Raw genomic sequence first — 12,744 nt, forward strand, 5'->3', positions numbered from 1 at the left:
GATTCAGTTCGATAATACGCTTCATTTATGAAGCGGTTTTTTTGTTATTTCAGCAAGAACAGGAAGGGAGCTATTCCATTGATTAAACTGCAGGATATAGAAAAAGTCTATCAAAGCGACAACGGTACCATTCATGCCTTACGAGGCGTTAATTTATCAGTGAAACAAGGAGAAATTTTCGGCATAATTGGAACCAGTGGTGCAGGAAAAAGCACATTGGTTCGCTGCATCAATATGCTAGAAAGCCCTACTAAAGGTATTGTTACAGTAGATGGTCAAGAATTAACTTCATTAAACGAGCAAGAACTCCGAGAACAACGTAAAAAGATTGGCATGATCTTTCAACATTTCAATCTATTATCTTCACGTACTGTATACCAAAACATTGCCTTTCCCTTGGAATTGGCGAAACGCAGTAAAGAAGAAATTGATAAAGAAGTATTGCATCTATTAGAATTGGTAGGGTTAAGTGATAAAAAAGATCAATATCCGGCACAATTAAGTGGCGGACAAAAACAGCGAGTGGGCATTGCAAGAGCTTTGGCTAACCATCCTAAAGTATTATTATGCGATGAAGCGACTTCAGCTCTCGACCCGCAAACCACAAAATCGATTTTAGAGCTCTTAAAAGATATTAATCGTAAATTCCAACTTACCATCGTCCTTATTACCCATGAAATGCAGGTCATTAAAGAGATTTGTAACCAAGTCGCTGTAATTGAGGGTGGTAAGATCATTGAGCAAGGTAAGGTCATTGATATTTTTACCCAGCCGCAATCCAATACCACAAAGGAATTTATTAGTTCTATTATTAATCATAACCTGCCTGACTTTTTTAAAGAGATTACTCTGGCATCGGAACCATCTGCTGACAGTAATTTAATATTGCGCTTGTCTTTTATTGGACATTCTACAGAAGAGCCGGTTATATCCAGCATGATTCGCCGCTTTGCTATTGATGCTAGTATTTTGTACGGAAATATTGATCATATTCAAACCATACCTTTCGGTACATTAATTGTAGAATTGTCGGGCGAGCAAGCCTCTTTGCAGCAAGCCCTTAGTTATTTAAAAACACGTGAATTAGGAATTGAGGTGATTGGCTATGTCGCAAGAAATGCTCGTGCTGTTGGCTAAGTCCTTATGGGAAACCACGTATATGGTTGCTGTGTCTAGTTTTATTTCTGCGCTATTAGGCATACCCCTGGGCATTATACTAGTTACTACTAACAAAGGACATATTTTAGAGAATACGCCTCTCAATCGAATCTTAGGTGCTATTGTAAACGCAACCCGCTCTACACCATTCATTATTCTAATGGTGGCAATTATACCGGTAACCAGGTTACTGGTAGGTACATCCATTGGAACGAATGCCGCCATTGTACCATTAAGTATTGCTGCCATTCCTTTTGTGGCTCGTATCGTAGAATCAGCCCTTAAAGAAGTGGACTACGGCGTAATCGAAGCTGCCCAAGCTATGGGAGCATCCCCAAGAGAAATCATTACAAAGGTTCTCATTCCTGAGTCCTTACCTGCGATTGTTTTAGGACTCACCCTCACTATTATTAGTCTGATTGGCTACTCAGCAATGGCAGGAGCAATTGGCGGCGGTGGTTTAGGTGATTTAGCAATTCGTTATGGTTACCAGCGCTTTCGTGCCGATATCATGTTAATTACGGTGGTTATTTTAATTGCTCAAGTACAAATTGTTCAATCCACTGGTGACTATATATCGAATCGTCTCAACAAGAAATAGAAGCAGCCTAATTTACTGATTTGGGCTTTCTATAAAAAACACCAAATAAACTTAGGAGGGTTATTATTATGAAAAAGCTATTTCTTGTTCTTATTGGAATTCTTAGTCTAGGACTATTAGTAAGCGGTTGCGGTCAAAAAGAAGCTCCTGCTGCTCCTGCTGCTAAAACTACTGTATTAAAAGTTGGTGCTACTCCTGTTCCTCATTCGGAAATTTTAAATGTAGTAAAACCAATCTTAGCTAAAGAGGGAATCGACTTACAGATTGTTGAGTTTACGGATTATGTAAAACCAAATATTGCAGTAGCCGAAAAGGAATTGGATGCAAACTTCTTCCAGCATATTCCTTACTTAAATAAATTCTCGACAGAACGTAATTTGGCATTAACCTATACTGCTGCCGTTCACATTGAGCCAATGGGAATTTATTCAAAGAAAATTAAAAATTTGAATGAATTGGCAACTGGTGCTAAAGTAGCTATCCCTAATGATCCTACAAATGGCGGTCGTGCTCTAGCGATCTTAGAAAAAGCAGGACTTATTAAATTAAAAGACGGCGTAGGCGTTAGCGCTACTGTAAGTGATATTGTAACCAATTCTAAAAACATTCAAATTAGTGAATTAGAGGCTCCTCAACTTCCTCGTGTACTTGAAGATGTGACCATTGCTGTCATCAATACCAACTATGCACTGGAAGCTAAATTGGTACCAACTAAAGATGCTCTCTTCCTCGAACCAAAAGATTCTCCCTATGCGAATATCTTGACCGTACGTAAAGGTGACGAAAATCGCCCTGAAATTCAGAAATTAACTAAAGCTCTAACATCTGACGAAGTTAAAAAATTCATTAATGAAAAATATCAAGGTGCTGTAATACCAGCATTCTAATCATTCTGGAGGGATCTTTATGGGGAAGCGGCTGCAAATCGTTACTACTTTTCTTATACTGGCAAGTATCGCGGCATTGCTGTCATGGCATAGTTCATTACATATGAGTCGTGTATACAGACCAATAAAAGTAGGGGTTTCAGCCGGTCCCCATTTTGCAATTATGAACCTAGTTAAAACGATCGTCGCAAAAGATGGTATTGATCTGCAAATTGTTGTATTTACTGATTATAGCAAGCTCAATGGGTCTTTACACCGCGGAGAAATAAGTCTTAATAGTTTTCAGAATCAACCTTATCTTGATAGAGTTCTTGATGATCACAACTATGCGATTGCTCCGATTGCTAAAACGTTTCTATTCCCGATGGGGATCTATGCTAAAAAAATTCATAATCTTAGCGCATTGCAAACAGGCAGTAAAGCTGCTATTCCCCAGGATTTATGGAATGGCAGTCGAGCCCTGCTGCTATTGGAAAAAGCTGGTCTTATTGTCTGCAGAAAAACAACAGATTCTCTAAGAACCCTTGATGATATTGTAGAGAATCCTAAGAATCTTAGTTTTATACAAATGGATGCCACACAGATCACTTCGGCGATCGATAAGGTAGATATTGTCCTTATCAATGCCAATTATGCTGCGGAAATTGACTTGCTGCCAACCAGAGATGCACTACTATTAGAAGATATATATTCACCATATATAAATCTTTTAGTCGCTGGTACTAAAGATGTCAATCATAATGACCTGAAAAAAATCATTACAGCCTATCAGTCACAGGAGGTTAAAACCTTTGTGGCTGAACATTTTCAAGGTACCGTAATAACAGCTTGGTAAAAGTATCCCCTCCATGAGTATATGGAGGGGATACTTTTACCATCTGGCAATTGGAGGAAGCTGCCCATTCGTTTATTTCTGAAACTGAGGCTTCCCCTCTTTGAAGTATACAACATTCAAATTGGAGCGTTCCGCAATTTCTAACCCTGCCTGTAGATCTCTGCCAACATCATTGACGTGGTGAGCATCGGACCCAATTGTTACAATACGTCCTCCCAGTTCATTAAAGCGCTTATAGATCGGCATTATCGTCTCTACTGCTGCTTTATTCCCCAAGCGTCTAGTATTAATCTCCAGGGCTTTTTCTTTCTGGGCTAAGACCGTTAGAATCTCATCAATACAATCGCTAAATTCATTATAGTAGATTTCTGGATCTGCAAAACGTGCATATCTGGCAATATAATCAATATGTCCTAAACTATGGATACCATCATAACAGGTCACACATTGTTTCATGGCATTAAAATAATGTTCATATGCTTCTTGTTTACTTCTTCCTTGATAAAATTCTGGAGTATATAGATCAATATTATCAATTACATGTACCGACCCAATCACATAGTCAAAAGGATACTTTTCCACTAATCGACAATTTTCTTCTAAACAATCCGAACGCATACCTATTTCTATGCCTAGCAGAACTTTTTCATTACGATACGCAGCATACTGGGAAAAATATTTTTCTACATCAAAAATAAACGCCATCGGTTCAGGATATGCAATATCCATATGTTCCGTAATAATAATTCCTATATTTAATTCCTCTGCCCTTGCTACAGCATCAGTCATTTTCATTTTTGAATCTGTAGAGAAACAGGTGTGCATATGACTATCAAATAACATTTTTTACCTCCTGGATTTTTACATCAATTTTATCTCATTTTCTTATTTTATACAAAAATAAAAAAAATCCTGCTTAGAACCTTTTTACTATTTATCCATAAATTTTTGAAAAATTAATCCACATTGTATCTCATTGTATTTTTATATACTATTAAAATATTTGTCATATATACATTCGAAACTCTTGAAGAATGTTTTTCTTTGTATTATACTTAAGACAAGCTTAATAAATACGCTCCTTTTTAACGTGACTGTATGATATTAATATAGGGGGTGATTCCATTGAACAATGAAGAAGATCTGCCAATGTTAGATGCTAGGGAGATGATTCCAATGTACAAGGTAATGGAATCCATAATTTCATATGTATAACATCAGCCAATGTGCTTGTCACATTGAATAGTACAATAAATATTGTACGGATAATACCACAGCAGGAGGTTTTCACTATGGCCAGAGAAAGGATCAGCGATCTCTTTTCCGCCTTCTGTATTTGGGTAGTTATTCCTTTATTAGCTGCTAGCTTATTATTTCTCTTAGTCCAAAGCGGAAATCCGTTGCTGCTGGTTATTTTCCCTTTATTAGCGGTTGTGTTTTTCATAACCAAACAACTTAATTAAAGCTTTAAGTGCCGCAGCAAAAATCATATAAAATAAGGACTTGCCCCTGCGGGTCAAGTCCTTATTTTTATTCTACCATAACTGCCTTAGACTCTTTGACTGTTCAGTCAATTATTTCCAAATTTTTTACCGTTCAGCTGCGCCATACAAAAAGAGTTCCGCAATGGTATGCGCCGTTTCACCAATATTTTCATCCACAAAATCGCGAAATACAAAGGTAACGATAACACTAAATAAACCATGAGCAGCCCGAGTAGCGTCACAGCTTTCACGAATAAATCCTTTACTTTGGGCTTCTAATAATACTTTTTCAATCATACCAATCGTCTCACAAAAACAGGCTTGATATTTATCTAATTGCTCTTGGGTAAAATTTGATGATCCGGCAGCACCAAATCCACGCACTTCATGCATCATAACACGCCATAAGTTAGCATGCTTTGCATAAAATTCCAGAAATGCTTTAATTATTGTTTCTACTTTTTCTAAAGGAGGCTCAGAAGAATTAACAATACCTTCAATAATGACTTGAAAAGGCATACTGCATTCCTTAATCAGCGTATAAAAAAGCTGTTCTTTATTAACGAAATAATTATATACTGTACCTTTACCAGTATCGGCTAAAGCAATAATTTCATCTACTGTAGCTCTATGATAACCTTTGCTGGAAAATACAGCATAAGCTGCCTCAAGTATCTGCTGTCGTTTATTTTGTGAATCATGGAAACCAATATTTTCACGAATATGCTTCATTTCTGCCTCCAAAGTACGAATTTCATAAACATTCTTTAATAATACTAATTGCATTCTTATAACAAATTTTTTCGATATCGCCTGTGGTAAACCCATTACAAACAAGTGCCTTTATTAATTTATCAATATTGCCAAGATGAGAGATTTCCAACTGGTATTCAATACCGTCGAAATCCGTTCCTAAAGCCACTATATCAATACCGCCAATCTTCACAATATGTTTAATATGGCGTACCATATCATCCACTCTGCTCCAATTTGATCCAGCCAAAAAGTTCCCTGAAAAATTGATTCCCATAATTCCCCCTTTTTGCGCCAGCAGAGTAATCATATCATCTGTCAAATTACGCCGATGCCCCCTGATTGCACGAGCATTAGAATGGGAAGCAACAAAAGGTTTGTTTGACAAGGCAGCAACATCATAAAAGCCTTGATCAGAAAGATGAGAGACATCAATAATCATACCTAGCTGATTCATTTGGACAACTACTTCTTTGCCAAAATCTGTTAAGCCCTGCTCCCCATACTGTTCTTCAATATTGGGATAACCAATCTCATTAGGATAATTCCAGGTCAATGTCAGCAGCCGCACACCCAACCGATAAAAATTCCGCAGATTCTCCAAGCGCCCTTGTAAAGCTCCCCCCTCTTCAATCGTAAGAAAGGCAGATATTTTTCCAGCTTGCTGGTTAGAAAGTAGATCCTGATAATTCAGCGCTAGGGCAATATACGGCTGCTGAATCTTCATTTCCCGATGGAAAATATCAACCATACTTAAACAATATTGTAATGGATTTTGTTGTTCTGCTAAATCAATATACAATGCAAAGAATTGTGCCAAAGCATTACCAGCCTGCAATTTTTCTATATCTACGCTTAGGTTATTATGATATAAATTCAAATGCGGTTGATCCATTAAGTGCAGTATTGTATCACAATGTAAATCAATAATTTGCATATTACATTCACCTTTCCTACATATACCCAAATGATGGTCAAAGCACTAACTTAAACAAAGCTCTGCTGTACGTAAGGCAGAGCTACTTTTAATTTAATTCATTATACCATTCCAAATGGTACCTGACAATGACGAGGAATTATATTTATGCACATTTCCTGAAAATTCTCCCATTTCACGTTTTTTCCCTTGGAATTCTAATTTCCGCGCAATACAAAATACCACAACTCATATCAAAGTATCCCAATGAATGATCATACAGAAATTGGGATACTTAACATGAACTGTGGTATTTCTCACTCTTTTTTAAATGACTAGCGAGCTAAATGGCTCTATCAAAGCTATACCTTAAGACTCTTGTTGGAAAAGTGCTGTAGATAAATAGCGCTCTCCTGAATCAGGTAATAAGACAACAATATTTTTCCCTTTATTCTCAGGACGTGCTGCGATCTGAACAGCTGCATAAACTGCTGCACCACTTGAAATCCCAACCAACAAGCCTTCTGTTTTAGCAAGTTCCCTGGAAGTCGTAAAAGCATCTTCATTATGAACACCAAAAATTTCATCTACAACATCAAGGTTAATTACAGCAGGAACAAATCCAGCACCAATGCCTTGAATTTTATGAGGACCTGGTTTTCCGCCTGATAAAACAGGCGAATCAAAAGGTTCAACAGCAACAATTTTAACACTTGGTTTCTTTTTCTTTAGTACTTCAGCCACACCTGTGACCGTACCGCCAGTACCTACACCAGAAATAAAGATATCGACTTCTCCATCTGTATCTCTCCAGATTTCTTCAGCAGTAGTCTGTCTATGTATTTCCGGATTGGATGGGTTTTTAAATTGTTGCAAAATAATGGAATTGCTATTTTCTGCAGCCAGTTGCTCTGCCTTACCGATAGCTCCTTTCATACCTTCTGCCCCAGGAGTTAAGACCAGTTCAGCGCCTAAAGCTTTTAATAGATTCCGTCTTTCGATACTCATTGTATCTGGCATACACAATACTAATTTATAGCCTCGTGCTGCAGCCACAAAGGCTAAAGCAATACCAGTGTTACCGCTGGTAGGTTCAATTATTATTGTGTCTTTATTAATTAATCCTTGCTTTTCTGCATCCGCAATCATAGCGTAACCAATACGATCTTTTACACTGCTGAGCGGATTGAAGTACTCTAATTTAGCAATTACTTTTGCAGCTAAGCCTTTTTCACCATTATATTTAGTAAGTTCCAGCAGCGGCGTATTGCCAATAAGATCAGTCAACTGTTTTGCAATTTTAGCCATGTTACACGACCTCCATTTTTTTATTTTTTATTTTTTTGACAGAAAAGAAAAAGGCTAAGGAAGTCCTACAAAAGAACGATTCCTTAGCCTTCAGTTTTCTGATCGGCTAACTAATGATATTATAAGTACATTTAATCATAAATACTCCGCTTTGTCAACTTAATATTTAATTTTAAAAAGTAAAATTGCGTTGAAATACGAGTCTTAACCTGTCAAACTCACCTATGTCACTTGCTTTTATATACCATCACCATAGACACCTTCTACCTCTGGGAAACGCCGTTTTTCTGTTTTCTCAATCTGTACCGCTTTACCATCCTTGATTTTTACAACTAGTTGACCATATTGTAAATGCGATAACTCTCCTAAAATTTTTTTACGAAGAAGGTTTATTTCTTCTGTATTCTTTTTCCCTTGCTGAAAGTTCTTCTGACTAGAAATAATAATTTTTTCTGTACGTTCAATTTGAATAATATGTCCGTCTTGAACAATTAAAACAATCTCACCAAAACTAATATTTTGTATACTCTGATCAATTACTGCTAATGCTTTTGCAGGAAATGAGATTTTTTCTTGCATACTCTTACTCCTCCATTGCCGATGTTAAATCTGCCAAAAGATCATTTGCATCTTCTAAGCCTACAGATAATCGCAATTATTTATATTCTTGTGGCTGATCAATAGGTGTACTCACCGCTCTCGTATAGGCATCTACTTCCACTTCGATATGCAATAATTTTGCAGAAAACTCCCTCTCTATCACCCTATTCACCTCTTAATGATTCTATGACTAGTACTTTTTTCTATAACAATGAGTGATTTTAATCCGCTAATGCTTGTTCTAAGTCATTAATGATATCACTGGCATCTTCGATGCCAATTGATAAGCGTAATAAGCAGTCGGATATTCCCAAACGTTCACGAACCTCAATCGGCACATCAGCATGAGTTTGAACCGCCGGTAAAGTAATCAGAGATTCCACGCCACCAAGGCTTTCGGCAAATCGAATCATTTGCACTTTACGCAGTACTTGCTTAACCCTTTCTGGATGATCTACTGCAAAAGACAGCATACCGCCATAACCAGATGATTGACTATCATGTATATCTTTACCTTGATGATCAGCTAATCCTGGGTAATATACTTTAACAACTTTTGGATGACGAGTCAGCCATTGGGCAATAATTTGCGAGTTTTGATTATGCTTTTCCATTCGCAATGCCAGTGTTTTCATACTGCGAATCAATAACCAACTATCATTAGGTCCGAGAATTCCCCCTGTTGAATTTTGGATGTAACGTATCGAGGCACCTAATTCGGCATCCCGAGCAACGACTAATCCGCACACCAAGTCATTATGACCCGCTAAATATTTACTGCCACTGTGAATGACCACATCAGCTCCCAACTCTAAAGGACGTTGAAAATAGGGTGTTAAGAATGTATTATCAACGATAACATGCATCTCATTTCCTTTGGCTAATTTTACAATGGCACGAATATCGACAATTTTCATTAGCGGATTGGTCGGCGTTTCTACCAATATTGCTTTAGTAGCAGGTGTAATACTCTGTGCTACTTCTTCTATATTACTGCCATCTACAAAACTTACTGTTAAGCCAAAATTACTAAATATTTTATCAATGACCCGATATGTACCACCATAGCAGTCTTCTACAACCACCAAGTGATCTCCTGTCTTATACAACATTAATATAGCCGTAATTGCAGCCATCCCTGAAGCAAATGCCAAACCGACTGCACCATTTTCCAGTGCAGCAATCCCTTCTTCTAATACTTTTCTTGTTGGGTTCTGGCTACGGGTATAATCAAACCCCGTGCTCTCACCAAGAGCGGGATGACGAAACGTTGCTGATTGATATACAGGAGTGCTTATTGCTCCCGTTTTTTCATCTGTACAGACCCCAATATGCACAATTTTTGAATCTAATTTCATAAATACCTCCTGAATCTTTATTTTTTTTAAATTAAATAAACCCCTTTCCGAGGAAAGAGGTTTATTAAAGACCATCTTCCTCTTATCTGTCAGGATTCTCATCCTGCTGGAATTAGCACCACTGCATTACTGCCGGTTGCTGGGTGTCATCGGGCCAGTCCCTCGACCACTCTCGATAAGAGTTTATTCATTTCTAAAATTATACCATATGGTATTCTATATGGTCAACATAATTTACATTTTTACAGGCTTTTTAGCGATTTTAGTTTTAATTTTGTTAATCAACTCAGCGAATAAAACATATAAAACGAATTGAACCACAAAGACGCAAAGGACACAAAGGGGTCTATATACTTTCTTGACTAGAACAAAAAACTTCAATTTTTCTGGATAGTATCGTAACATTAAGAGGCAATTTGGGACCCAATTCTCCATCTAAGTCGCTTTCTACTTCTTCAGCACATTCTATATAAATAGTTTCCGCCTGTAGACAAGTTACATATTTACTATTACAGTGAATGCCTTTTAAAAAACTAATAAACAAACTCATTAATTCAGGCAGGTTGCACTTTTTCACAATAAGTACGTCCAGCTTCCCATCATCAATTTTCGCATGAGGTACTAAATTAGGAAATCCGCCAACAGTACCACTATTCATTATTAAAAATAAAAAGACATCTTCCTCAATGACTTGCTGTTCTGTAATAATTCGCATTTTTAATGCTTTAAAATTAGGTAATTCTCCAAGTCCCTTTAAATAATATGCAATTTTCCCCAACGTGTTTTTCAGCATACTATCTGCATTATGAGCTACTGATGTCATCAATCCAGCACTAGCAACATTGAAAAAGTATTCATCATTGACTTTACCTACATCAATCCTCTTTCTCTGTCCCTTTGTAATTGTCTCTACACAAGTATCAATATTTTTATCTAACTGCAAATACACTGCAAAATCGTTAGATGTACCACTTGGAATAATACCTAGGGGCAAGTCTATTTCTTGTTTGAGCATATTATTAATTACACTATGAATTGTACCATCACCACCGGATACGATAATACCATCTACAGCAATTTCTTTTACCAGCATGATAAAAGCATCGCTCTCTTGATCATTGCTAACCCGGAGGGGAATTATGATACAATCTTTTTTTTGAAAAGCCTCGATTACATTGTCCAATTTAAATTTAAAACTAGCATCACCTGATATTGGATTATATACAAGGATAAATTTTCGCAATATGATTCCTCCTCCTTGCCAATCACGAATATGTATAATAGGATTCATATCTTATTATTGTAATTCATTTTTCAGCAGAAAGTCTATAAGAATTATTCAATAACTAAATGATTTGAACGACCTGGCCTATTAATTATAATCATCTGCAAAACCCTCCGAATCCCTCTCATCCTAATCCAATTGTAGATATTTCCTGTTTACATAACACATATTCTCTAGTATCATTATTCTAGTCAGTAACGTTGCCAGTTGATTAATAATTTCAGAGATTATTAGCTCCTGAACCGTCTCTAACAAATCGTACATTGGACTAGGAGGTCATTATATGAAAAAACATTGTATGCCTATTATACTTCTTATCCTTTTCACCTTTTCTTTTACACTGATTATGCCCACAACGCTTGCTATGGCGGCTTCGCCTTTGAATACACTCGCACAAACATCCTCTTCAAACTCAAAAAGCAGCAGTTCTTCCTTTAATCTTCTTAATGTTCTAATTGGCATGTTATTAGGAAATTTATTAGGAAAGAACAATACAACTGAAAATCCTAACGTTAACATTAAGCCGGTGCCATTTCAAGAAACGGCTAGCAATTCAACAACTAGTTCCTCAAAAGGAGATGCAATTATTGCTACTGCGAAAACCTATATGGGCGTTCCTTATGTTTTTGGCGGAGAATCTCCAACTAAAGGACTTGACTGTTCTAGCTTTACACAACTTGTTATGAAGAAAAACGGAATTACCCTTCCTCGAACAGCAGCTGAACAATATAGTAAAGGCACTGCTGTAGATAAAGAAAATCTACAAATAGGTGATTTAGTCTTTTTCACCACCTATAAACCAGGAGCATCTCATGTAGGATTTTATATGGGAAATCAACAATTCATTCATGCAAGTTCTGCGGCCAAACAAGTAACAATCAGTTCTTTAGATGAGGCTTATTACACTGAACACTATATCGGATCACGCCGTTATATTAAGTAAAACAAACCCTCAAAGTAAATTCCGTACCACATAAAGATGGTGCGGAATTTACTTTTACATTTAACAGTGATTATGTTAAGAACACTGTTGCCTTACCATAAGCGTCTTCCAGGAGATTACACTTTATAACCTCTTTTTTTACCGGTATAATTGTCTATTGTTATTTTGCACACAACTGTTTGATCTTTTGCTTTTTCAATATAAACATCACCTTCGGGCACAAAGTTAATACTATATTTCTGCACAAAACCTTTTAGGACTTTTCCCTTTTCGCCCTTTTCTTCTACTCTACTGACCGTCCCAAATACGACCACACTTTCATAATCAGTTGAAAACTGTTCTGGCACAATATTCGTTCTTCCCACCACAGTAAAACATACTTTAGAATTCAAAGCAATATTTTCTAGTTTATGACCATCCAAAGCACAATGAAAATAGATGGTATTGTCACTAACTACATAATTCAGAGGTATCGCATAAGGCTGTCCATCACAATCAACAGTAGCTAAAATACCATAATTACTTTGAAACAGGAGTTCATAGGCTTCTCCCTGTTCCATTTTTCGATCCTTTCTTCGCATCCCCATTATGCTTATCCCCCCTCCATTTTATTTAC

At 36.9% G+C, this 12,744-nt stretch carries 14 protein-coding genes and 1 riboswitch; of the genes, 6 read left to right on the forward strand and 8 right to left on the reverse strand.

What is annotated here, in order from left to right; all coding sequences use genetic code 11:
- The first annotated feature begins 78 nt into the window (after positions 1-78).
- From FR7_RS14880 to FR7_RS14895, 4 genes are all read left to right on the forward strand, one after another.
- Positions 79-1,137, forward strand: coding sequence for a methionine ABC transporter ATP-binding protein (locus FR7_RS14880; protein WP_007931821.1), 1,059 nt, complete (start codon positions 79-81; stop codon positions 1,135-1,137).
- On the forward strand, positions 1,106-1,759 hold the full coding sequence (locus FR7_RS14885; protein WP_007931822.1) for a methionine ABC transporter permease: 654 nt from the start codon (positions 1,106-1,108) through the stop codon (positions 1,757-1,759). Before FR7_RS14880 ends, FR7_RS14885 begins: the two co-directional genes overlap by 32 nt.
- A gap of 68 nt (positions 1,760-1,827) precedes the next feature.
- The gene (locus tag FR7_RS14890) at positions 1,828-2,646 is read left to right on the forward strand and encodes a MetQ/NlpA family ABC transporter substrate-binding protein (protein WP_007931823.1); all 819 of its coding nucleotides are present in this window, start codon (positions 1,828-1,830) and stop codon (positions 2,644-2,646) included.
- Positions 2,647-2,665: 19 nt separating this feature from the next.
- Positions 2,666-3,481 (forward strand): MetQ/NlpA family ABC transporter substrate-binding protein, encoded by an 816-nt coding sequence (locus FR7_RS14895; protein ID WP_007931824.1) that lies wholly within the window; start codon positions 2,666-2,668, stop codon positions 3,479-3,481.
- A 72-nt stretch (positions 3,482-3,553) separates the two neighbouring features.
- Here FR7_RS14895 and FR7_RS14900 read toward each other — a convergent pair whose 3' ends face one another.
- A complete protein-coding gene (locus FR7_RS14900; protein WP_007931825.1) occupies positions 3,554-4,324 on the reverse strand; it encodes a histidinol phosphate phosphatase in 771 nt (256 codons plus the stop codon).
- A 449-nt stretch (positions 4,325-4,773) separates the two neighbouring features.
- Between FR7_RS14900 and FR7_RS23930 the strand changes: the two genes are divergently transcribed.
- Positions 4,774-4,944: a hypothetical protein gene (locus FR7_RS23930; RefSeq protein WP_007931826.1), complete on the forward strand. Its 171-nt coding sequence runs from the start codon at positions 4,774-4,776 to the stop codon at positions 4,942-4,944.
- Positions 4,945-5,070: 126 nt separating this feature from the next.
- Here the strand turns inward: FR7_RS23930 and FR7_RS14905 are convergent, their stop codons facing one another.
- The 6 genes from FR7_RS14905 to FR7_RS14930 all read right to left on the reverse strand — a co-directional run bounded on the left by FR7_RS14905 (position 5,071) and on the right by FR7_RS14930 (position 11,143).
- Positions 5,071-5,697: a TetR/AcrR family transcriptional regulator gene (locus FR7_RS14905; RefSeq protein ID WP_007931827.1), complete on the reverse strand. Its 627-nt coding sequence runs from the start codon at positions 5,695-5,697 to the stop codon at positions 5,071-5,073.
- Between the two features lie 22 nt (positions 5,698-5,719).
- The gene (locus FR7_RS14910; protein ID WP_007931828.1) at positions 5,720-6,655 is read right to left on the reverse strand and encodes a dipeptidase; all 936 of its coding nucleotides are present in this window, start codon (positions 6,653-6,655) and stop codon (positions 5,720-5,722) included.
- Between the two features lie 348 nt (positions 6,656-7,003).
- Positions 7,004-7,942: a cysteine synthase A gene (gene cysK / locus FR7_RS14915; protein WP_007931829.1), complete on the reverse strand. Its 939-nt coding sequence runs from the start codon at positions 7,940-7,942 to the stop codon at positions 7,004-7,006.
- A gap of 237 nt (positions 7,943-8,179) precedes the next feature.
- Positions 8,180-8,521: a YezD family protein gene (locus tag FR7_RS14920; RefSeq protein WP_007931830.1), complete on the reverse strand. Its 342-nt coding sequence runs from the start codon at positions 8,519-8,521 to the stop codon at positions 8,180-8,182.
- 242 nt (positions 8,522-8,763) lie between these two features.
- Positions 8,764-9,900 carry a trans-sulfuration enzyme family protein gene (locus FR7_RS14925; RefSeq protein ID WP_007931839.1) on the reverse strand — a complete coding sequence of 379 codons (1,137 nt, stop codon included), beginning with the start codon at positions 9,898-9,900 and terminating at the stop codon, positions 8,764-8,766.
- A gap of 79 nt (positions 9,901-9,979) precedes the next feature.
- Positions 9,980-10,082: riboswitch (SAM riboswitch) on the reverse strand.
- A gap of 164 nt (positions 10,083-10,246) precedes the next feature.
- Entirely contained in the window at positions 10,247-11,143 is an 897-nt protein-coding gene (locus tag FR7_RS14930; protein WP_007931840.1) for a YegS/Rv2252/BmrU family lipid kinase, read from the reverse strand.
- A gap of 325 nt (positions 11,144-11,468) precedes the next feature.
- Between FR7_RS14930 and FR7_RS14935 the strand changes: the two genes are divergently transcribed.
- Positions 11,469-12,128, forward strand: coding sequence for a C40 family peptidase (locus FR7_RS14935; RefSeq protein WP_007931842.1), 660 nt, complete (start codon positions 11,469-11,471; stop codon positions 12,126-12,128).
- Positions 12,129-12,244: 116 nt separating this feature from the next.
- On the opposite strand, the gene FR7_RS14940 is transcribed toward FR7_RS14935, so the two are convergent.
- Positions 12,245-12,715: a pyridoxamine 5'-phosphate oxidase family protein gene (locus FR7_RS14940; RefSeq protein WP_007931844.1), complete on the reverse strand. Its 471-nt coding sequence runs from the start codon at positions 12,713-12,715 to the stop codon at positions 12,245-12,247.
- Positions 12,716-12,744 lie beyond the last annotated feature (29 nt).

This window comes from Pelosinus fermentans DSM 17108, from assembly GCF_000271485.2.
Lineage (GTDB): Bacteria > Bacillota > Negativicutes > DSM-13327 > DSM-13327 > Pelosinus > Pelosinus fermentans.